This is a genomic window from Mucilaginibacter sp. P4_D1 (genome assembly GCF_056401935.1).
In genome coordinates this window covers 1-22,752 of record NZ_JBFUIJ010000061.1, presented here as the reverse complement: position 1 = coordinate 22,752, position 22,752 = coordinate 1, and the positions used below count along the sequence as shown (strand labels likewise).

General features: G+C 42.3%; 20 protein-coding genes. 9 read left to right on the top strand and 11 right to left on the bottom strand.

Annotated elements, in window-relative coordinates; genetic code table 11:
* Positions 1–111: 111 nt before the first annotated feature.
* Together AC1DV1_RS28650 and AC1DV1_RS28645 are read right to left on the bottom strand one after the other, a co-directional pair.
* Positions 112–966 carry a UDP-2,3-diacylglucosamine diphosphatase gene (locus tag AC1DV1_RS28650; RefSeq protein ID WP_477367243.1) on the bottom strand — a complete coding sequence of 285 codons (855 nt, stop codon included), beginning with the start codon at positions 964–966 and terminating at the stop codon, positions 112–114.
* A 258-nt stretch (positions 967–1,224) separates the two neighbouring features.
* Positions 1,225–1,755, bottom strand: a complete 531-nt coding sequence (locus AC1DV1_RS28645) for a DinB family protein (RefSeq protein WP_477367240.1) — start codon at positions 1,753–1,755, stop codon at positions 1,225–1,227.
* Between the two features lie 123 nt (positions 1,756–1,878).
* On the opposite strand from AC1DV1_RS28645, the gene AC1DV1_RS28640 reads away from it, so the two are divergent.
* The 3 genes from AC1DV1_RS28640 to AC1DV1_RS28630 all read left to right on the top strand — a co-directional run bounded on the left by AC1DV1_RS28640 (position 1,879) and on the right by AC1DV1_RS28630 (position 5,933).
* Entirely contained in the window at positions 1,879–3,066 is a 1,188-nt protein-coding gene (locus tag AC1DV1_RS28640; RefSeq protein WP_477367237.1) for a hypothetical protein, read from the top strand.
* 117 nt (positions 3,067–3,183) lie between these two features.
* Complete coding sequence (gene gmd, locus AC1DV1_RS28635) at positions 3,184–4,320, top strand: GDP-mannose 4,6-dehydratase (RefSeq protein WP_477367234.1); 1,137 nt, start codon at positions 3,184–3,186, stop codon at positions 4,318–4,320.
* A gap of 26 nt (positions 4,321–4,346) precedes the next feature.
* The gene (locus AC1DV1_RS28630) at positions 4,347–5,933 is read left to right on the top strand and encodes a gliding motility protein RemB (protein ID WP_477367231.1); all 1,587 of its coding nucleotides are present in this window, start codon (positions 4,347–4,349) and stop codon (positions 5,931–5,933) included.
* Positions 5,934–6,214: 281 nt separating this feature from the next.
* Here AC1DV1_RS28630 and AC1DV1_RS28625 read toward each other — a convergent pair whose 3' ends face one another.
* Both AC1DV1_RS28625 and AC1DV1_RS28620 read right to left on the bottom strand, forming a co-directional pair.
* Positions 6,215–7,792: a hypothetical protein gene (locus tag AC1DV1_RS28625; RefSeq protein ID WP_477367228.1), complete on the bottom strand. Its 1,578-nt coding sequence runs from the start codon at positions 7,790–7,792 to the stop codon at positions 6,215–6,217.
* A gap of 5 nt (positions 7,793–7,797) precedes the next feature.
* Positions 7,798–8,670 carry an ABC transporter ATP-binding protein gene (locus AC1DV1_RS28620; protein ID WP_477367225.1) on the bottom strand — a complete coding sequence of 291 codons (873 nt, stop codon included), beginning with the start codon at positions 8,668–8,670 and terminating at the stop codon, positions 7,798–7,800.
* 199 nt (positions 8,671–8,869) lie between these two features.
* On the opposite strand from AC1DV1_RS28620, the gene AC1DV1_RS28615 reads away from it, so the two are divergent.
* The 5 genes from AC1DV1_RS28615 to AC1DV1_RS28595 all read left to right on the top strand — a co-directional run bounded on the left by AC1DV1_RS28615 (position 8,870) and on the right by AC1DV1_RS28595 (position 14,417).
* The gene (locus AC1DV1_RS28615) at positions 8,870–9,859 is read left to right on the top strand and encodes a glycosyltransferase family protein (RefSeq protein ID WP_477367222.1); all 990 of its coding nucleotides are present in this window, start codon (positions 8,870–8,872) and stop codon (positions 9,857–9,859) included.
* A gap of 489 nt (positions 9,860–10,348) precedes the next feature.
* Positions 10,349–10,801 (top strand): nuclear transport factor 2 family protein, encoded by a 453-nt coding sequence (locus tag AC1DV1_RS28610; RefSeq protein ID WP_477367219.1) that lies wholly within the window; start codon positions 10,349–10,351, stop codon positions 10,799–10,801.
* Positions 10,802–10,952: 151 nt separating this feature from the next.
* Positions 10,953–11,513 carry an aminoacyl-tRNA hydrolase gene (gene pth / locus AC1DV1_RS28605; RefSeq protein ID WP_147055656.1) on the top strand — a complete coding sequence of 187 codons (561 nt, stop codon included), beginning with the start codon at positions 10,953–10,955 and terminating at the stop codon, positions 11,511–11,513.
* Positions 11,514–11,618: 105 nt separating this feature from the next.
* A complete protein-coding gene (locus AC1DV1_RS28600; RefSeq protein WP_477367216.1) occupies positions 11,619–14,057 on the top strand; it encodes a TonB-dependent receptor in 2,439 nt (812 codons plus the stop codon).
* Positions 14,058–14,066: 9 nt separating this feature from the next.
* Complete coding sequence (locus AC1DV1_RS28595) at positions 14,067–14,417, top strand: Spx/MgsR family RNA polymerase-binding regulatory protein (RefSeq protein WP_477367213.1); 351 nt, start codon at positions 14,067–14,069, stop codon at positions 14,415–14,417.
* A 19-nt stretch (positions 14,418–14,436) separates the two neighbouring features.
* Here AC1DV1_RS28595 and AC1DV1_RS28590 read toward each other — a convergent pair whose 3' ends face one another.
* Positions 14,437–14,802 carry a hypothetical protein gene (locus AC1DV1_RS28590; protein ID WP_477367210.1) on the bottom strand — a complete coding sequence of 122 codons (366 nt, stop codon included), beginning with the start codon at positions 14,800–14,802 and terminating at the stop codon, positions 14,437–14,439.
* A gap of 311 nt (positions 14,803–15,113) precedes the next feature.
* On the opposite strand from AC1DV1_RS28590, the gene AC1DV1_RS28585 reads away from it, so the two are divergent.
* Positions 15,114–17,117, top strand: coding sequence for a M1 family metallopeptidase (locus tag AC1DV1_RS28585; RefSeq protein WP_477367207.1), 2,004 nt, complete (start codon positions 15,114–15,116; stop codon positions 17,115–17,117).
* Between the two features lie 342 nt (positions 17,118–17,459).
* Here the strand turns inward: AC1DV1_RS28585 and bshC are convergent, their stop codons facing one another.
* From bshC to rpmB, 6 genes are all read right to left on the bottom strand, one after another.
* Positions 17,460–19,109, bottom strand: a complete 1,650-nt coding sequence (gene bshC / locus AC1DV1_RS28580) for a bacillithiol biosynthesis cysteine-adding enzyme BshC (protein ID WP_477367204.1) — start codon at positions 19,107–19,109, stop codon at positions 17,460–17,462.
* Positions 19,110–19,155: 46 nt separating this feature from the next.
* Entirely contained in the window at positions 19,156–20,493 is a 1,338-nt protein-coding gene (rimO, locus tag AC1DV1_RS28575) for a 30S ribosomal protein S12 methylthiotransferase RimO (RefSeq protein WP_477367201.1), read from the bottom strand.
* 123 nt (positions 20,494–20,616) lie between these two features.
* A complete protein-coding gene (ftsY, locus tag AC1DV1_RS28570) occupies positions 20,617–21,582 on the bottom strand; it encodes a signal recognition particle-docking protein FtsY (RefSeq protein ID WP_477367198.1) in 966 nt (321 codons plus the stop codon).
* A 228-nt stretch (positions 21,583–21,810) separates the two neighbouring features.
* Positions 21,811–21,969, bottom strand: coding sequence for a DUF4295 domain-containing protein (locus AC1DV1_RS28565; protein WP_090641302.1), 159 nt, complete (start codon positions 21,967–21,969; stop codon positions 21,811–21,813).
* A gap of 101 nt (positions 21,970–22,070) precedes the next feature.
* A complete protein-coding gene (gene rpmG, locus AC1DV1_RS28560) occupies positions 22,071–22,253 on the bottom strand; it encodes a 50S ribosomal protein L33 (protein ID WP_477367195.1) in 183 nt (60 codons plus the stop codon).
* A gap of 106 nt (positions 22,254–22,359) precedes the next feature.
* Positions 22,360–22,593 (bottom strand): 50S ribosomal protein L28, encoded by a 234-nt coding sequence (gene rpmB / locus AC1DV1_RS28555; protein WP_090641306.1) that lies wholly within the window; start codon positions 22,591–22,593, stop codon positions 22,360–22,362.
* Positions 22,594–22,752: the final 159 nt, after the last annotated feature.

Sequence of the window (22,752 nt, the reverse complement as noted above, 5' to 3'; positions counted from 1 at the left end):
CTGAGTTTTTTTCTTTTTGACTTAGAACTTAAGACTTTGGGCTAAATACAATCCGTCAATTTATCGTTGACACGACATTACCGTAATTCGATGGTCGATAAATAGCTTGTTTTACTCGGTTTCCTGTCTAAACCTGTCTAACAGATTTTTAACATCCATTTTGGCGTCAAGGTCTTCGGCATCGGTTTTGTCGTCCTCGTCGGCATCGGTGTTAAATTCTTCGGGATTGTATTTGAAGATAGTCCAGTTACCGTCCTGGTATTCAAGTGAGGATAGGCTTTCAACCCAATCGCCCGAGTTAAGATACAGTACAGAGCCCGTTTTGTCGGTATTTTCTATCTGCCTGATCTCGGCATGGTGTATATGCCCGCAAATAACATATTGGTAATTTTTATCAACCGCCAGGTCGGCGGCGGTTTGCTCAAATTGGTTTATAAACTTTACGGCCTCCTTAAAACGGGCTTTCACTTTTTGCGAGAAGCTCATTTTTTGACGGCCGATGGCAGTTAATAACCAATTGGTCATGCTGTTAATGAGTATCAGGGTATCATAGCCTACGGCGCCCAGTTTGGCCAGCCATTTGGAGTGCTGCATGGTAACATCAAACACATCGCCATGAAAGATCCAGGCTTTTCTGCCGTCAATATTTAATACTACTTTGTTGAGCAGTTTGAAGGAACCGAGGTCAAAATCGGCAAACTTACGCAGCATCTCATCGTGGTTGCCGGTAAGGTAGTATACGGGGATACCTTCCGTAACAAATTTTAATATGCGCCTGACTACTTTCATATGCGCCTCGGGCCAGTACGATTTGCTAAACTGCCAGATATCAATAATATCGCCGTTAAGGATAAGTATTTTAGGCTTAATGCTTTTTAAATATTTAAGCAATTCTTTTGAATGACATCCATAAGTACCAAGATGAACATCGGATATTACTACAATATCTACTTCGCGTTTTGCCATTAAAATTGGGGGATTAAATGCACAGGCGGCAGATTTTGCCGGTTATTGAATTTTAAATAAATACTAAACAAACGATTATTCGTCGTCTTCGTCCTCATTAACGGTTAATTCATAAGGGCTGATATAGAAGATACCTACCAACAACAGTAAAGCTATAACAACCAAATAAGCGTATTCAAAATTCATCACAATGATTTTTACAAATATCAGAAACCTAACATTATCACACTGTTAAGACTCTGTTAAATGTGAAAGGTTTCATGCTTGCGATAATTTATTTTTGATACGCGCCAACTGTTTTAAATGATGCTCCAGGTGTATCCGGATAAACCTGAACCATTGCCTGGCGTTAAGCATGCCTAACCGCGGATGTTTATAACGGCTTGCTGCCGAGGCCCCGTCAATAAGCGGCGAGGTTGTATCCATTCGCTTACGGCATTTGATAATCAGGTTTTTGGCGGCTTCTTTGCTTATTTTGGCAGCTACCATTTTATCAGAAACGATACCAGGTATTTTAACCTTTACCGGTGGAAACATTCCCATCAACAATAAAAGGCGCCCCTCCCAGGTTACGCCGGCTTTAGTTGGCGGGCAACTGCCATGTGTGCACCGCTCCAATGCTATTGACGGACCTAAGGTAGCCTGCAATATATGGCTGTAAACCTCGGCGTATGACCAGCCGCCTCCGGGCGGAGTTTCGGTAAACTGTTCATCAGGAATGGTGTCCAGTTTTTCGCGGTAACTGTCAAGGGCGGCGTTAATGTAGCGGCGTTCTTTTACGGTGCTCATGAAGTTAAAGATAACGCTTTTAAATGATGTACCATAACAACCCGGTTATCACATTGTTGGGTTATAAGCAAGTATAATTATATTTGAATCGCCGCGTTTTAATTCAAATCATTCAGCCTTACCATGAAATATATCTGCCTTTTTCTGTCACTCCTTGTTACCCAACAAATCTTTGCGCAATCAAAACTGCCGGTTATAAAAGCTACTTCAAAAAGTGTATCAATAAATGATGGTGGCTATTTTGATAAAAATGTATGGTCGCTTTCGCCAACAGCCCGGCCCGATGTCTTTACCGCTGATAGAACGCGAAAAACCAAATGGGTTACATTTTATACCGATATTGATTCCATCAGGGTAAAAGTAAAACCAGGTACACGGTTCAATTTTATTGTCCTGTTAAACGGTAAAGATTCCTGTTACACCCAAATTGCCAGTGCCATCCCGCCCGATGATAAAGCAAAAAATATAGCAGTTAAAAACGATACTATTCCTTTTGCCCTTACCGGTTTTAACGCTATTAAGATAGTTGCCATTATTAATAATACCGATACATTAAACCTGCACTTTGATATCAGCTCTTTTGATTTTCATTTAACCAGGGATGCCATATTGCACAAAACAAAATTATTATCAAACCAGCCCGATGCCCTGGCAGGCAAAACCAAGCCCAATTACAATAATCTTAACAAGATTTTTAAACTGCAAATGGGTAACCTGGTGGTAAACAATCCCGAGGTGCTTACCACTAACATAACGGCACATGAAATGGATGGCCGTATTGGTTGGAACGTGTTTGAAGGCAAGCAGGTAGAGGTGGATTATGATCACAGTCTACTTATTATCCATTCAGAGTTACCTCGTGCTCTAAATGGTTATGTTAAATCAAAAATGGAATTCGCACGTTCGTTTCCGTATATTAAAGGCACGTTTGTAATAAACGGCAAAAAACATGCAGGTAATTTCAGTATGGATATAGGGTCTGAACAAGCCATTATTTTAGATAGCACCTGGGCTGCGAGAGAAAAATTTGCCTCCAATTTAAAACTCATTCGCACCGTTGTACTCCACGACCCACGGGGAACAGCATATGAAACAAGGACAGTGTTATCGCCGGCCTTTGAATTGAACAGCTTTAACCTTACCAATATCCCAACGCTAATATTAGGCTCTAAAAATCCGGTTGGTTTTGAGATAAACTATTTGGGCAACGATTTGTTAAAAAGGTTTAATATGATCCTTGATTTTAAAAACGATTACCTGTATCTGAAGCCCAATAAGTTGACTAATATAAAGTACAGGGATAACTCGTAACGCCATTGGGGAACCATATTTCGCTTTAATCAAAGCAACTTATGTATGGCCCAATGGCTGTTTTTACAATTAAATTGGATAATATTGTAATATAGAAGTATTAGCACTTTAATATTGATGAAAAAAGCTTTAATAACGGGCATTACTGGTCAGGATGGTGCATACTTAGCCGAGTTTTTGCTAAAAAAGGGCTACGAAGTACATGGCGTAAAAAGAAGATCCTCGTTATTAAATACAGACAGGATTGATCATTTATACGCGGACCCGCATGAGGCTAATGTAAAATTTAAACTTCATTACGGCGACCTTACCGATTCTACCAACCTCATCAGGCTGGTTCAGGAGGTACAACCCGATGAGATTTATAACCTGGCCGCCCAAAGCCATGTTAAGGTAAGCTTTGACACTCCCGAGTATACTGCCAATGCTGATGGAATAGGCACACTCCGTATTTTAGAAGCGGTGAGGCTACTTGATCTTACCAAAAAAACCAAAATATACCAGGCATCCACATCCGAGCTTTATGGCCTGGTTCAGGCTGTGCCACAAAGCGAAACTACACCGTTTTACCCAAGATCACCGTACGCAGTAGCAAAAATGTATGCCTACTGGATAATAGTGAACTATCGCGAAGCCTATGGCATGTATGCCTGCAATGGTATTTTATTTAACCATGAAAGCCCTATACGTGGCGAAACATTTGTTACCCGTAAAATTACGCGGGCAGCTTCAAAAATTGGCTTAGGTTTGCAGGAATGCCTGTATGTAGGCAATCTATCGGCCCAGCGCGATTGGGGACATGCCAAGGACTATATTGAGGCCATGTGGCTGATGCTGCAGCAGGACAAAGCCGAGGATTTTGTTATAGCTACCGGTGTAACCACAACCGTGCGCGATTTTATAAAAATGGCTTTTAACGAGTTAGGCATCGAAGTTGAGTTTAGTGGCCGTGATCAGCATGAACGCGGCGTGATTATTGATATTGATGAACAACGTGCTTTTGAACTCGGTTTAAACCTCGATTTTTTAAGGTTCGGGCAAACGGTTGTTAAGGTCGACCCCAGGTATTTTAGGCCTACCGAGGTTGATTTGCTGGTTGGTGATGCCACAAAAGCATTTGAAAAATTAGGCTGGAAACCTAAGTATGATTTGCAGGCCCTGGTTACCGATATGATGCAGGCCGATTTGCATTTGGTAAAAAAGGACGAGTATTTAAAAAAAGGTGGCTTTGCAACACTGAATTATTTTGAATAACAAAAATTGATTGATCAATTCTACATATGAAGAAAATATTTACCGCTATTATATTATTTGTTTTAACAGGTGGAATTGTAAAAGCCCAGTCTGAGTATCAACCTTATTCGTACCAGTTTTACCAAAAACTTAACGAAGATGTGTACTCCACCAAAACCCGGGTGCATAGTTCCTTAAAACCGTTTTTGGACGATTCGTTACTGAAACATCATTATGATTCACTGATGAATAGTGCAGGTGGTTTTAAAGGTCGTTTTTTTAGCGAGCATCAGATAGATGTAAAAAGCAATAACGCCACCTTTTATGCCGACCTGCTTCCCGACTTTAATTTGAGCCGCGATTTTTCCGGCAAAAAAAATACAAGTTTTGGCTCGTTAGGGTTACAAATTGGTGGTACCCTGGGCAGCCAGCTATCTTATAACATAACAGGTTATGAAAACCGGGCTCAGCTGCCAGAATACCTGGCTACTTACACCAACCAGGTGGGCATAGTGCGTGGGCAGGCCTATGGCAGCCTTTACGGCAGCGAGTACCGTTGGTCGTACATTACAGGGCTGGTATCTTATACGCCAAGCAAATATTTAAATGTGAGCCTGGGGCGCGATAAAAATTTTATAGGCGATGGTTACCGTTCGGTGCTTTTATCTGATTATGCATCGCCCTATCCGTTTTTTAAAGTAACAGCTACCTTAGGCGATGTTAGGTATATGGCCATGTGGACATATATGGATGATCCTTTATCGGCAAGGGTTGATAACAATGATCGTAAGAAGTTTGCCGTATTTCACTATTTAGACTGGAATGTAAGTGACCGCTTAGCTTTTGGGTTTTTTGATTCGATTATATGGGGTGCCAAAGACGATGCCGGCCACCAGCGCGGGTTTGACTTTACCTATATCAATCCTTTAATATTCCTGAGGCCTGTTGAGGCATCCAACGGATCGCCGGATAATGCCTTATTGGGTTTTACCGGCAGGTATAAAATTACCGATGGTATCACTGCTTATGGCCAGTTTGCGTTGGATGAATTTGAAAGTAAAAACTTTTTCTCCAGTAACGGCAGCTCCCGTAACAAGTATGCCTGGCAAATTGGCTTCAGGGGCGCAAACCTGTTTGCCATTAAAGGCCTTAACTATTTAGTTGAAGGCAATAATGTTAAGCCATATACCTATTCGGAACGCAGTTCGGTACAAAACTACGCTGATAATGGCGAGCCATTGGCGCACCCCTGGGGAGCAAACCTGCGCGAGGTTGTGGGATTGTTAAATTACTCGTACAAACGTTTTGATTTTAGCGGTGAGCTTGATTACGGGCATTATGGCTTAGATATTAACGGTCAAAATTATGGTAAGGACCTTTTTCAAATATACCTCGATCCGTCAAGGCAGCTTGGTAACTATACCGGGCAGGGCTTAACCACCAACATGGTTTTCCTGGAGGGGAAAATAGCTTATTTACTAAATCCCAAATATAACCTGCGCATCGAGCTGGGCGGCCTTTACCGCACTGAGAAAAATGATCAGTTTCATGACAAAACCGCTATGCTGAGTTTTGGTATCCGTAGCTCTTTCAGGAGCATGTACAATGATTTAGCAAGCTATAAGGCGCATTAAAAATAGCGTAAATACATCTAAACTGGGTTAACATAACTTAACACATTTCAGAAATTTTATTTATAAATACTTAATAATCAATACATTGTAATTTTTCATGGTTAACACTAAATTGATGTTTTGCGCAAACAGGCGCATCTGAATTTTTGTGCCTGTTTGCGTCAAACAAGTGCCGGAGAGACTTGGATCTTTTAACCAGAACGACTATTAAGCACGTCTCTTAAAATTCAGTCTTAAAGATTGTTTTGGAACCATAGCCGTTGATAAACGAACGGCATTCCCTACAAATGCCTCGACTGGTATCCCCTCACCACGAAACTAATCACTGCCAGAAATACGTTCAGCCCTAAAATAACAGCGATATAAATGATGTGGCTATCGTGCGGTATGGCACCCAGGTAATCGGCAACGGGTATGGCCTGGGTAAGGGCGTAAGTAAGTAAAAAAAAGATGATCTCGAACAGCTTTTTACCCTTGCTGATAATTCCAATGCAAACAGCTAATAAAACAATGCAAATTGCCCCGCTGATGATATTGAAGATTGCGTAACCGTTGCCTGCAATTATATAACGTGATACCAAGGGAAATGCTAAAACGATACACAATATTACTCCCGCCAGTATTTGTGCGGGCAGCATACGCTGTAACGGTTTGTAGGATGTATAAGTAAAATAATGCAGGCGATAGGTTTCTTCCTTGGTAGCCAGTTCCGATAGGCGTGTTACCTGCAAAAACCAAAGTACAGGCAATATATACAGGTGCGAAATAGCTACAGGTGCAAATAGCATACTTAAAGATGCAGCGCCTATAATAAGCCATAACCATTTAGATCCTTTACGTACCAGTAAAAGCAACTCAGTTTTGATGAAGGGGAAGATACCGTAATCGGTAACCAGGGGTGGCATAAGTGCGCGGTTGATGCCAGTTGCGGCAAATGCCAGCCTTGCTGGCTTCTGCTCGTTAGCAATCACTTTTTTCCTTTTACTCACGGCTTGCTTAAAATCAAACCGGTGAAAAAAGGATGATGAAAGATAAACCAAACCCACGGATATCATAAGCCACAATAAACGGCTTGCTAAAAACAGGCTGGTTATGGTTATGCCGTTCCACTCAAATATCCGGAAGCTGCGTTTACCGCCAAAAGTGAAACCAAGGTTAACACCTTCAATATGCTGGTGATATTGGGTATTTACCTGGTTTTTGATGCTGGTTGTCATGGTGCGTACGCCATACGGGTCGATAATAACAGCAAGTGTTTCGTTTTTTTGCCCGTTAACATTGGCCATCAACGCGCCGAAAAAGAAAAAGAACGTGATGTATTGCAGGATGCTTTTTCGGCCCAAAAACACTTCGGACGCTACCGCCAGCGATGATATAAAAACCATAGCCGGCACTACAAACAATAAATAAGGGATAATAAAATTGCTGATAATAAACGGAGAGCCGCTGGTACGCACAAAAAACATAATGATACTTACCACAAAAGTGCAGCCGGCAATAGTGAGCAGCACCAGTAAATTACTAAGCATTTTACTAAGCAGGTAACCAAAATTGGTAATGGGCGTGGTGGCTATAATTAAGCCAACCTCGGTATCGATATCTTTTTTAATACCGCCATTTACCAAAAAGAAACCATAAAGCGAAAGCATAATAGCGGTCATCATTCCCGAAACATAACCTACCCAGGCCGAATTATAAACGCCTTTAAAACCTACAACATTTAAGGTGGTGTATGATGCCGTAGGTGGAGGCACAAATGAATATGCCGCGTAAAAAGTAATAGCCAGGGTAATCAGGAAAGCGTAGCTGCGCGTGCGCTGCAGGTAGTCGGCTTTAATAATGCTGTAAATGTATCTCACGGCGCTTAGTTGTTATTTTGCGTTAAAAACAAATAAGCATCTTCTAAACTGGCATTTACAGCTATTGCTCCCATTTCTGGCTGCCCGGTCCTGGTAATAAAACGAACCTTGGTTTTATCCTTTTGCCGGCTGGTATCAATAACCTGGTGTTTGGTACGGATGCCGGCAATTTCATCATTACTTACCAGTACTTCAAATACTTTACCATCAACCAACTTTATAATATCCGGTTGGGCAGCTTTATTAAGCAGTATGCCGTTTTTCATGATGGCAACTTCATCGGCTATGGTTTCAATATCCGATACGATGTGCGATGAAAGGATGATGATACAATCGTCGGCCAGGTCAGATATCAGTTGCCGAAACCTTACCCGCTCTTCAGGATCAAGGCCAACGGTGGGCTCATCAAATATCAGCACTTTAGGGTCATTCAACAGCGCTTGTGCTATGCCAATCCGTTGTTTCATCCCGCCGGAGTAGGTGCCAATAGGGCGTTTGGCATCGGCAGTTAAATTAACGCCTTCCAACAGCAGGTCTATCCGCTTGCGTAAGCCATTGCCGCCTACGCCTTTCATAGCGGCTATGTATTCTAAAAACTCGTACGCGTTAAGGTTAGGGTAAACCCCAAAATCCTGCGGCAGGTAACCCAATATTTTCCGAATTTTATCAGGATTGGCAACAATATCTTCATCATCTAAAAATAAGGTACCCTTTGTTGGTTTGCTGATGGTAGCAATAATTTTCATCAGTGTTGATTTGCCAGCGCCGTTGGGGCCAAGTAGTCCCAATACACCTTTTTCAATGGTGATGGAATAATCGGTAAGGCCGCTTTTATGCTGGTTATATTGTTTGGTCAGATTTTTTATGACTAAGGACATCGGTGTGCTTTTTATGCCCTGTAAGATGCATGTTACACATTTAAGTTACACCAACCGGCGAATTTACATCAGGTTACCGATCCAATTTACCGCCTCCTCATCAATCTCTCTCAACGTAGCTTTGCTCAATAACAATCTTTAGCTATTTAAATATCATCAAAACATTTCCTTTTACTAAATTGCCCCTAATTCTATATACATGAAAATACTGTTTGCCATACAGGGAACCGGCAACGGGCATATAAGCCGGGCCCGCGAAATTGTACCTTTATTACAGCAATATGGCGAGGTTGACCTGCTGGTGAGCGGCACCGAGGCCGAGGTTTCATTATCGCAGCCTTTAAAATACAGGTTTCATGGGGTTAGTTTTGTTTTTGGCACCAACGGCGGGGTTGATAACTGGGCTACGTGGAAAATCATGAACCTGCGCCGGTTTTGGCACGATTTGCGGCACCTTCCCTTAAAACAGTACGATTTGGTAATTAACGATTTTGAGCCGGTAAGTGCCTGGGCCTGTAAGTTTCAGCGTGTACCCTCGGTATCGTTAAGTCATCAGTGCTCCTTTGTATCGCCTAATACCCCCCGGCCCGAAAAAAAAGACCCTTTTGCGCAGTGGCTCTTAAAAAATTATTCGCCTACCACCTATCATGTGGGCTTTCATTTTGAACGTTACGATACTTTTATAAATACACCCGTTATCCGCAGCGAGATACGGCAGATGGAAACCAGCAACCTGGGGCATTATAGCGTTTACCTGCCTGCGTATGACGATAAAACACTGTTGAAACACTTGGGGGCGGTAAAAGATGTACAATGGGAGGTGTTTTCAAAACGCCAGAAAACGCCGATGCAGGCCGGCAACGTGCAGATATTCCCCGTAAATAACGAAGCCTTTAATAAAAGCCTGGCCAGTTGCGAGGGGCTACTAACGGGTGGAGGATTTGAAGGCCCTGCCGAGGCATTGTTCCTGAAAAAGAAAGTGATGATGATACCCATGAAAGGGCAGTATGAGCAGCAATGCAACGCCCTTTCGGCCTCAAAACTGGGCGTGCCCGTAGTGCCCGAGATTAACGACTCCTTCGGCAGCCATTTAACCAAATGGATTAATGACGATAAAAAAATTATTGTTGATTTCCCTGATGAAACCGCGCAGATAGTTGATAAACTGGTGAAGCAATACGCAAGGTAGTACTAAGTCAACAGTACTAAGTCGTAAGTATAAAGTGGAGTTTTCGTGTTGGACGTAAAGCGGCCTAAAAAACGATCGTTATTGCCTCGTACTTATCTTGGTATTTACGTAACCCATTCGCTTGAACGCAGGCTAAGACTCACCCGGTCGAGGCTGCGCCCGACCACCCTCTCTCCGGCTTGCGCCGCAAAGAGGGTTGAAGCTCATTTTTTTTTATTTTTTTATCCCTCTATGCGAGAAGCGGAAAGAGGGGTGACGGGCGCAGCCTCGTCGGGGTGAGTTGTCTCCGCCATGCGATATACATCTCCCTTCAGTTTTTTTGCAAAACTTTAACACTCAAAATGATGCGCGGATAACTGAATGTTTATACCGCCCATAAATTTGTGTTTTTTATACTTGTTGATTACCTATTACGCAGTTTGTTTTAAGCGCAATTACCGATTTATATGTTGGTTTGAAACAAATTCAATAGCTTTACATCTAAATACCATGGAAGGCAATAAAATAATTAACACAGTTACTAATTTATTTAGAGGCGCCGACGACCGCGACTGGCCCTTGATAGAAAGTATACTGGCACCGGTGGTTACACTTGATTACTCTTCAATGAATGGCTTTGGGCCGGCAGAACTTAGCCCGGCGCAGATAGTAGATAACTGGGCTTCATTTTTACCGGGTTTTGATAAGACTGACCATCGTGTTTCGGCATTCAAAGTACAGCTTAACGGTAAAATGGCCGATGTTTTTTACAGCACGGTTGCCAGTCATTTCCTGGGCGACCAAGTTTGGGTTGTTACAGCAAATTACCATACCAAACTGGCCAAATACGATGATACCTGGCTTATTACTTACCATAAAATTGATTTTGAAAGCCAGAGCGGTAATGCAAACCTGCCAAAACAGGCACACCAGGTTATAGCCGATAGAAAAGCTGTGCAGTAGATTTCGCGGAGTTTATCATTCCTTTCAAATATTGTTGAGCAATATCACTTTGCACCTGGGCGTCTCAGCGCGAAAAAAATCTTATCAATTTTAAAAGCAGTTATGGTCTTAAAATCCTTAATCCAAAAAACTTTTATCTTTGCTTCCCTAAATGAAATATCTAATAGTAGGACTTGGAAATATAGGCCCCGAATATGCTGATACCCGGCATAATATAGGCTTTATGGTTTTGGATGAACTGGCTAAACAGGAGGGCGCCAAATTTTATAATATGCGCCTGGCTTATTATACCGAGGTATCTGTTAAAGGGCGCACACTTTGCCTTATCAAACCTACTACTTTTATGAACCTGAGCGGAAAAGCCCTTAACCACTGGATGAAAGATTTAAAAATTCCGCTGGAGAATGTGCTGGTTATTGTTGATGATATTGCGCTACCCCTGGGTACCCTGCGCCTAAAACCCAAAGGAAGCGCGGCCGGGCACAATGGTTTAAAACATATTGAAGCTACACTTGGCCACAACAATTATGCGCGCCTGCGTTTTGGAGTGGGCGATAACTTCCCTAAAGGCAGGCAGGTTGACTATGTGTTGAGTGGTTTTGATGATGATGAAAAGCCCGAACTGCCTGCGCTGATTGATCGCTCGATTGAAATGGTGAAGAGTTTTTGTACCATCGGTACCGAACTAACCATGACCAGGTTTAACAAATAAAAAATTTACCGGCTGATAACTAACCAATTAGTTAAAAAGTGTTAAATAGTTGTTCCATGTTGCAACACATGGGTATCTTGCTGCGTCATATCACCTAAATTCCTTATGCAAAAATTTTTACTAACAGTAATTTGCTGTTGTTTCTCCATATTGGCTATAGCGCAAAACCCCAGCACTTCAAATATTACCGTTAAAGGTGTAGTTATCGATTCGGCCGCAAACAAGCCATTGGGCTATGTTACGGTTGTTTTGCAGGATGCTGCAACAAAGGCATCGGTAAAAAGTACCCTTACAAAAGACGATGGCAGCTTTGAGCTTAAGGCGCCCGAAGGTAAAACTTACCAGATGGCTGTTGCATTTGTTGGCTTTGCATCGAAAACGTTTCCTGTTAAAGTTGCCGCATCTGTAGTTGATGCCGGTAAAATATATATGTCGGCGGCCAGCAAGCAACTGGGCGAGGTGAGTGTTACCGCCGTAAGGCCGGTTATGAAACAGGAGGTTGACCGGCTCACTTATGATGTACAGGCCGACCCGGAAAGTAAAGCAATATCCGCCCTGGATATGATGCGTAAGGTGCCCTTGCTATCGGTTGATGGCGACGACAAGATAAGGCTGAAAGGAAGCGGCAATTATAAGATACTGGTAAACGGTAAAGAATCGGCCCTGATGGCCAAAAATCCATCGGATGTGCTGAAGGCTATGCCGGCAACCAATATTGAAAGGATAGAGGTAATTACCACGCCACCCGCAAAGTACGATGCGGAGGGTTTATCGGGCATTATCAATATCGTTACCAAAAAAAATGCCGACCAGGGCTATAACGGCAGCATCAATTCGCGATTTAACAGTATCTGGGGGCCGGGCTACAATTTAAATGCTACGGTAAAACAAGGCAAATTTGGCCTGTCGGGCTACGCCGGTTTTGGTAACCAAAACAGGGTTAACAACAGCAACCAAAGTTCGCAAACACAAAACGTTTCGCAGTCGGTTTTAAATCAAAATGGTAATGGCTGGTTTGAGGGAAAGTACAAATATGCCAACGCCGAGTTAAGTTATGAATTGGATAGTTTAAACCTGATAACCGGTTCCTTCGAGCTTTTCCAGGGAAATTTTAACCAGAACAGCGACCAAATATCAACACAGATAAAAAAAGACGGCACCATTGCCGAGGCTTACCGGAGCCTGAACGATGGGACAAACCACGATAAGGGAACAGATATTTCTGTTAATTACCAGCTTGGCTTCAAAGATAAAAAAGACGAGTTGCTTACCGCATCCTATAAATACAGCTATTCGCCAGGTAACCAGTACAACAGCAATAATTTTACCGATAGGGTGAATTTTGATGACGTTAACAATCCCAATTTCAGACAGTATAATAAAGCAGGCGACAAAGCGCATACCTTTCAGTTAGATTATGTGTACCCTTTTAAGAAAGTAAACCTTGAAATGGGCGGTAAGGTGATACTGCGCAATAATTTTAGCGATTACAGGCGCGAAAACCAGGATGCCAATACAGGCGATTATGTGGTAGATGCCAACCAAACCAATACGTTTGATTATCACCAGGATGTGTACAGCGCCTATAATTCGTACCAGGTAAAATTTACCAAATGGACGGCCAAAGGCGGCTTACGCCTGGAACATACCCAGGTAAACGCCGATTTTGCCGGTACACCACTGGATAGGGGATACAATAACTTAATCCCGTCAATATCTATACAGCGAAGCTTTAAAACAAGCAGTTTTAATTTTGGTTTCACGCAACGTATTCAGCGCCCCGGCATATACCAGCTAAATCCATTTGTTGATAACTCAAATCCTAAGTTTGTAACCACCGGCAACCCGCAGCTGCGGCCCGAGCTTAACAATACATTTGAGCTTACGTACAGCAATTTCAAAAAAGCAGCTATCAATGCCGGGCTTAGCTACGCTTTCTCCAATAACTCTATCCAAAATGTGAGCACGCTTATTGATACCGTTACTTACACCACGTATCAAAATTTGGGTAGCAACCGCACCCTTGGATTAAACCTGAATACCAATTTAACTATCACCAAAAAGTTTACCGTTAGTATCAATGGCGGAATTTCGCACATTTGGCTCAAGGGTACTTATAATGGTAGCTTTTATACCAATGATGGTTACACCGGCCGCGCTTTTGGAAACCTGGCCTATAAGTTTGACGGCGGCTACCGCCTGGCGCTGGACGCCGGTTTCTTTAGCGGCGATGTAACGCTGCAGGGAAAATCAAGCAGTTTTATATTTAACTCCTATGTGGCCTCCAAAGAGTTTTTCAAAAAAACATTTACGGTATCGTTGGTTGCCAATAACCCGTACAGTAAATACCGTACTTACCATGGCTATACCCGCACAAATGATTTTTATAATACCTACAGCGGCACCAATCCTTACCGCAATTTTGCCATAAGGCTCAACTATAAATTCGGCAAGCTTAACAGTGATATTAAAAAGAACCAGCGTGGTATCAATAATGATGATACCAAGGGCGGCGGTAGTAAAAGTGGAGGCGGAAATCAATAGCTTTGCAGTATGAAAGTTTACGGAATTACCAATTGCAATACAGTAAAAAAAGCCCTCGACTGGCTTAAAGCAAACAATGTAGATTACGATTTCCAGGATTTTAAAAAACTGGGTGTTAGCGCCGAAAAACTACAGGAGTGGGATACAAAAGCCGGATACGAAAAGTTCATGAACAAGCAAGGCCTAACCTGGAAACAACTTGACCCGGCGGTTAAAGAGAGCGTTAAAACAAATACCGATGCCCTGCAATTGCTGCAACAAAAAACCAGCATGATTAAACGCCCGGTTATTGAAGACGGCGGTTTCCTGTTTTTTGGCTTTGATGAAAATGTATATACCGATCATTTTTTAGGGAAGTAAAAAGATCCCAGATTTAAATTTACAAATGTTCGAAGAAGATAGAAGGCAACTTTTCTAAATCTAAAGTTTGGATGTAAGACTTGCTATTAAGCCGTATGCCCCAAAAATGAGGATGCATATTCAACCCGCTTTTTAACTCTTCGCATCTGTTTTTTAGAAAACTATAAATGCCGCCTTTGTGCTTGAGGATTTGCTGGATAAATAACTCATATTGTTTATCAAAACAATTTAAATAGTACTTAGGATGCTCGTTTTCGAAAACAACAAATTCGCCATAAGTCAGGTCTCCACGGGAATAGATGTTTTTGCGCCCCCACAGGGTATAGATAGGCGTAACCCGAAAGCCAACTTTTTCAAAATTATTGCCTGACTGAATTTGACTCATCCTCGTGACGCACTTATATAGATGTGTTTTCAAATATATAGATGTGTTTTATTAATAGTATATCATTTTCAGGAAATTACGCTACTTCGAACTGAAAAACTGCCATTTGCCAGTCTAATCACTAATTAATACTCACCAATTGTCAGACGATTCACTAAATCACTAATTCACTAACTCACTAATTAATAAGCAAATCAATAATTCACTAATTCCGTCATTCAATAATTAACAAACGCGTAACAATCATTTTACGGGCTATTTAAAAAAGCTTTTTTGTGTATACTTGCTTTGTATTCTCAAAATTGACTGAAATGAATTTAAAACTAATGGCCGGTTTAAGTACGGCCTTTATGATGGCTATTGCTGCCGTTAACGCGCAACAGGCACCAACCCCTCCTCCAGCAGCCGCACCGGCATCTGATTACAGTTACCATGAAGCTTTTGGCCCGCCGTTTTATACTAAAAATGGTACCGAGTTTCGTGCAGCCGACGGGCAACCAGGCGCAAAATATTGGCAAAACCGCGCCGATTACAGCCTGGCCGCAACCCTTGATGATAAAAGCAACCTGATTACCGGTTCGGAAGTGTTAACCTATACCAATAACAGCCCGCAAAACCTGAGTTTTTTATGGATGCAGCTGGATCAGAATTTGTTTAAGTTAGATTCCCGCGGTACGGCAATTGTTCCGCCAGCAGGCAGCCGCAACTGGGGCCGGGGCGAAGCATTTGAAGCCGGGTACAAAATAAAATCGGTAAAAGCTGTTGATGCAAAAGGCGGCACTACCGATGTTAAATTCCTGATTAGCGATACCCGCATGCAGGTATTTTTGCCAAAACAGGTAACTGCCAATGGAGGTAACGTTAAGCTGAAAATAGAATATTCATTTGTATCGCCCAATTACGGATCAGACCGTATGGGATACCTGGACGATAAAAAGTCAAAAAACGGGAAAATATATACCGTGGCCCAGTGGTACCCACGCATGTGTGTGTATGACGATGTAATGGGATGGAATACCCAGCCTTACACGGGCCCGGGTGAATTTTACCTGGAGTATGGCGATTTTGACCTGAGCATTACCGCTCCGGCAAATCATATTGTAGTGGCTTCTGGCGAGTTATTAAACCCAACCGAAGTATATACGCCCGAACAACAAAAACGCTGGGCACAGGCTGCCACAAGCGAAAAAACGGTAGTTATCCGTTCGGCTGCCGAGGTTACCGATCCTAAATCCCGCCCGGCTGGTAAAGCTACACTTACCTGGCGCTTTAAAATAAAGAACGCGCGCGATGCTTCATGGGCGTCATCTGCAGCGTTTATTATCGATGCAGCTAAAATGGACTTGCCAAGCGGAAAAAAATCTATCGCTATTTCGGCCTACCCGGTTGAAAGTGATGGACAGGATGCCTGGTCGCGCTCAACTGAGTATGTGAAAAAATCTATTGAGTACAACTCGGCAAAATGGTTTGAATTCCCTTACCCAGCTGCTACTGCCGTTGCCGGTATTGTAGGTGGCATGGAATATCCGGGCATTGTTTTTTGCGGGTACACTGCAAAAAAAAGCGGTCTTTGGGGCGTAAATGACCATGAATTTGGCCACACCTGGTTCCCGATGATCGTTGGTTCAAACGAGCGTTTATACGGCTGGATGGACGAAGGTTTTAATACGTTTATCAACACCTTATCAACCGCCGATTTTAATAACGGAGAATACAACCGCAAGGCTGGAGATATGCATAAAACAGCCCTGGTATTAACAAGGCCAGAGTTGGAGCCTGTATTAAGTCAGCCGGCCAACCTTAAAGAAAAAAATACCGGTATCCTGTTATACTTTAAACCGGGCGTTGGCCTTACTTTGCTGCGTGAGCAGATTTTAGGCCCAGAGCGTTTTGATTTCGCGTTTCAGACCTATATCAAGCGCTGGGCATTTAAACACCCAACACCTGATGACTTTTTCCGCACCATGGAAAATGCATCCGGCGAAAGCCTGCAATGGTTCTGGAGAGGCTGGTTCCTGAACAACTGGCGTTTGGATGTTGCCGTAAGCGATGTTAAATATGTTGATAATGATGCAACTAAAGGCGCTATGATCACCATTGATAATCTGGGCAAATTGGCCATGCCGGTTACTTTGGAAATAAAAACCAAAAGCGGTAAAGTAGATAGGTTAAAACTACCTGTTGAAGTTTGGGAGCGCAACGCCACCTGGACATTCAGATATCCATCAACAGAAGAAATTGAATCTGTTACCTACGACCCTGACAAAGTATTACCGGATTACAACCCCGACAATAACGTTTGGACAAAGAAATAAAAATACAGAAACCCGGTTGACGCCGGGTTTTTTGTTTGAAAACTATGTCATTGCGAGCGATAGCGTGGCAATCTCGTTGCATGCTAAGCGAATTTGCATGGCTCGCGAATAGATGCTTCGTACCTATCGATGAATATTTTCTTTTCGAAGCGCGTGGGCCCGTCACCTGAGCCTGTCGAACGGTCGCGCGGAGAGGCCTTTGCCCGCTATGCTTCGACAGGCTCAGCATGACAATGTTCTTTAGTATGTCATTCTCCCTTCAGAATTTCACGAAATTTTACCATTCAGCATGACAAGTATTTAAGGAATGTCATGCTCCCTTCAGACGCGGATTTTAGTATGTTACTCCTCCGTCAACACCGTAAACTCAAATGCAAGCGGTTCAAAATGACGCACCAGTTCATCAATAAAGGTCTGCCCCCAGCGTACATACATTAAACCGAAATTTTCGGTGCGTTCCTGCAGGCTGTCTTTAGGGAAAAGCTCGGCTTTAACTACAGCTAATTGTTCAAGCCTGGTAGCATAGTTGCGTTTTTCTGCTTTGATCAGTTTTTTCTCCAGGTTATCTATAGCGTGTTTTAACCTTGCCTGTACAGCAGATGCCGATGGCGATAGGGTAGGGTCTATTTTATAAGAGCGCAGCTTTATCTTTTCGAACAGGGCGCTCATTTCGCGCCATTCACCTTCCAGGCTCAGGTTGTGGTTGCTGTGTTTTTTTACCCAGTCGGTTTTAAGGGTATCGTTTGGTTTAAACAAGTCGGCGGCTGTAAGATCCATGTGTTTAACTTTTGCTGCCTGGTCTTTCTTTACAACCAATGCCGAGTTACGCAGGATGAGTATAGGAAAATCAACCTTATAAAAATCGAAGTTAGCTTTCAGTTCCAGCCAGTAAACCACCTCGGCACCGCCGCCAATGTAGGCTATATTGGGTAAAATGCATTCCTGGTACAAGGGACGCATCACTACGTTAGGGCTAAAGCGTTCGGGGTAAGCGGCTATTTCTTCCTTCAATTCCGCTTCAGTAAAACGGATTTCGGTATTCATTACCTGGTAACTGTCGCGCTCAAATATTACGCGTTCGCGCAGGCTATCCTTCAGGTAAAAAAAGTTTATCTCGCGGGGATTAACCTGGATATGTACACCAAGTTTGTGCAAATGCTCATTAGTGGCCGTGATGTTTTTAAAGCTGTTTTGATTGATGATATCCTGCTCCATAATTGGGGCAAACTGCTTTTTAAACTCATGGTCGTCGGCATCGATGATCACTAAACCATATTGGCCAAACAGCGCGTTTACCAGGTAGCGGGTAGCATCGGCCAGTTTATCAAATTTGGTATAGGCGGTTTCTACAATTTCGGCAACCTCCACGGCGTGGCCTTCCATGCCTAAAACACCTTTGTACTGGTTAAGCGCCTGCCGCATAGTATCGGGATTGATACGCCCGGTTGCGCCCGAAGCCTCGTACCACCAATGTACTTTTTTGCCGCCGATGTTGGTATAATTAATCTCGGCAAAATCATGGTCTTCACTGGCCATCCAGTAAACAGGTACAAAGTTTTTATTAGGATGAGCGGCTTTTAATTGTTGGGCTAACTTAATTGCGGTAGCAATTTTATAAAGAAAATAAAGCGGACCGGCAAAAATGTTAAGTTGATGCCCGGTTGTAATGGTATACGTATTCTCAAGCTTTAAGAGGTCTAAATTCTGAGCAGTGAGTGGTTGTACGTTATAGGTTATACGTTTTATGTTAGTTTCACTTTCAGACTTTCTGGCTTTTGAACTTTCGGACTTCTCCGCGTATTGTTTGGATAAAACGCGGTGCAGAATTTCACGATCGGCAACAACTTTTTTATTTTTCAGTAGTTGGGCAAATCCGTCCATATCAGGGCGGTAGCCGTAAAAAGGTTGCAGGTCGGCCCGGTTTTCGATGTAGTCAATAACGGTGGGCGAAAAAAATCCGGTTTCTTTATAACTTATACAGGAGGCTTCCATTAGTCCAAATGTAAAATCATTAACGGTAATGCACCGCAAAATAGCATTATTTTACAATTTGTCCATAAAGGTCAAAGTCTTCGGCGCTGTCTATCTTCACGTTAACAAAGCTGCCAACGGTTGCATAATCAATGCTGGCATCAATTAAAACCTCGTTATCAACCTCGGGCGAATCAAATTCTGTGCGGCCAACAAAGTAATTGCCGTCTTTTTTATCAACCAAAACCTTAAATGTTTGGCCAATTTTTTCCTGGTTCTTATCAAAAGAAATTCCCTGTTGAATCTCCATAATGGCGTCAGCACGTTCTTGTTTTACCTCGTCGGGTACATCATCAACCAGTGAATGGGCGTGTGTTTTTTCCTCGTGCGAGTAAGTGAAGCAGCCAAGGCGATCGAATTTAGTATCCTCGACCCATTGGGCCATTTCTTCAAAATCTTGTTGGGTTTCGCCCGGGTAGCCGGTAATGAGGGTAGTACGCATGGCTATGCCAGGCACTTTATCACGAATCTGGTTTACCAGGTCGATTGTTTTTTGTTTGGTGATACCACGGCGCATAGATTTAAGCATATCATCGCTGATGTGCTGCAAGGGCATATCCATGTATTTGCAAATGTTATCACGCTCGTTCATTACATCCAAAACCTCCATCGGGAAGCCGGATGGGTAAGCGTATTGCAGCCTGATCCACTCTACACCGTTAACATCACTCAGGCGGCGGAGTAACTCATCAAGGTTACGTTTGCCGTACAAATCTAAACCGTAATAAGTTAAGTCCTGGGCAATGAGTATTAATTCTTTAGTGCCGTTTTTTACCAGGTTTTGGGCGTCTTTAACCAATTGGTCAATAGGTGTGCTCAAATGCTTGCCGCGCATCAATGGAATAGCGCAAAACGAACAGGGGCGGTTACAACCTTCGGCTATTTTAAAATAAGCAAAATGGGATGGAGTGGTTAGCAAACGTTCGCCAATCAGTTCGTGTTTATAGTTTGCCCCTACAGAAGCCAGCAGGTTTTGCAGGTCATTCGTGCCGAAGTAAGCGTCAACATTGGTTATTTCGGCTTCCAGCTCAGGTTTGTAACGTTCGCTTAAGCAACCGGTAACTATTACTTTGCCAACTTTGCCTTGTTCCTTAAGTTCGCTATACTGGAGGATGGTGTCAATAGATTCCTGTTTGGCATTATCGATAAAGCCGCAGGTATTGATAACGATGATGTCGTTTTTACCTACTTTTTCAGCCTCGTGCACCACATCAAACTGGTTGCCTTTCAGCTGGCCCATCAATATCTCAGAATCGTATATGTTTTTTGAACAGCCTAAAGTAACCACGTTAACACGTTGTTTAACAGGTTTAGCTACCGGCCGGGAAATTTCTTTTGTCTTCATAACACACTAATCATAGCAATGAAAAAATTGTCATTGCAAGGAACGAAGCAATCGCGAACTATAAAGGGTTGAATTGCAAGGGAAGAGATTGCTTCGTCGTTCCTCCTCGCAATGACATAATTTTTATTGTTTGAATAAGGAATCGACGAAAGCCTGCCTGTCAAACAATTGCAGGTGCTCCATGCCTTCACCTACACCTATATATTTCACCGGGATTTTAAACTGATCTGATATCCCAATCACTACACCACCTTTAGCCGTACCATCAAGCTTGGTTAAAGCCAGTGCGTTTACGTTGGTGGCTTCGGTAAATTGCTTGCATTGCTCAATAGCATTTTGGCCTGTTGATGCATCCAGTACCAATAATATTTCGTGTGGTGCGCCGGGAATTACCTTTTGCATCACATTTTTAATTTTGGTAAGCTCGTTCATCAGGCCTACTTTATTGTGTAATCTGCCGGCAGTATCAATTATCGCTACATCATCACCGTTGGCAACAGCCGAGCGAAGGGTATCATAAGCTACAGAAGCCGGATCGGAACCCATTGGCTGTGCCACCACTTTTACATCAACCCGTTTGCCCCAAAGCTGCAACTGGTCAACAGCTGCGGCGCGGAAGGTATCGGCAGCGCCAAGCACTACTTTATTGCCGGCCTGTTTAAGCTTATGGGCCAATTTACCAATGGTGGTGGTTTTACCTACGCCGTTAACGCCAACCACCATAATTACATAGGGCTTATGATCGCCATATTCAAAATTGCGGAAATCGTTACTGTTATTTTCGGCCAGGAGTTTTTGGATCTCGTCTTTCAACAGTACATTCAGTTCGCTGGTGCCGATGTATTTATCGCGGGCCACACGTTCCTGAATGCGTTCGATGATTTTGAGCGTGGTTTTTACACCTACGTCTGATGTTACCAGGATCTCTTCCAAATCATCCAGCACATCATCATCAACGGTTGATTTACCTGCGACGGCCTTGGTTATCTTTGAAAAAAAATTATCCTTGGTTTTTTCTAAACCGGTATCAAGGGCTTGCTGCTCCTGCTGTGTATTTTCCTTTTTCTTAAAAAAATCAAATAATCCCATTTTAGATGTGCAGATTTTAGATTACAGATGTGCAGTTAATTGATATGCAAATGTGCAGATTTTAGATGTGCAGATTAACCACTATGCTGTAATAAGTGATATATTTTCTCATCTGCATATTTGCACATTTGAAATTTGCACATCTATATAATTTGCATATCAAAACAAAAAAGCCCTCTCGTAAAAACAAGACGGCTTCGATATTTTGATCAAAAGTTTAAGCAAATATTATTTGCCTGCAATGATGTCCTTAACAGCGTCGTTAGGAACAATTTGCTCTTTGAATGAATAAGCACCAGTTTTTGGTGATTTGTTCATTGTGATAACTTTTGAATATTCTTTGCCTTTACCTGCTACTTTCAGTGTTGCAACTACTTTCTTTGCCATGTTGTTTTTGTGTTGTACGTTTTACGTGGTACGTATTACGTAATGTTAAACATTTTAATTAGCTTGATCCTACGTATAACGTAAAACGTTTAACGTATAACCTATTTAATCTCTTTATGAACAGTTACTTTCCTTAAAACCGGGTTGAATTTTTTCATTTCCAGTCTTTCAGTTGTATTTTTTTTGTTCTTGGTGGTAATATAGCGAGACATGCCTGGCATACCGCTTGTTTTKTGTTCAGTACACTCTAATATAACCTGAACCCTGTTGCCTTTTTTTGCCATTTTCTTTTTATGTTGTACGCATCACCGTCACGGCTTACGTAATTTTTCAAATTATACCCTGTACGTCGCCAATTTTACAATTTGTAAAACCGTTAACGTACAACTACTAAATGTATCCTTTTTTTACAAATTTATTGATACAGGCAGTAATACCATTTTTGGTGATAGTTTTTACTGCTGAAGTAGATACCTTTAAGGTAATCCATTTATCCTCTTCAGGGATATAAAACTTTTTAAGTTTTAAGTTAGGATGAAATCTGCGTTTAGTTTTAACGTTTGAGTTAGAAACGTTGTTACCAACTATAGATGCTTTTCCTGTTAGATCACAAATTCTTGACATGACAAATATTTTTAATTATCAACCCTTTATTCAAAAAGAGTTTGCAAATATCAGACTTTTTAATCAAATATTCAATAGCGTTTTCAAAAATTGTTAAATAAATTCAAAAAGCCATTATAAGTGCCAAATTTGAGAGTATAGTGCTTGTTTACAATGTCC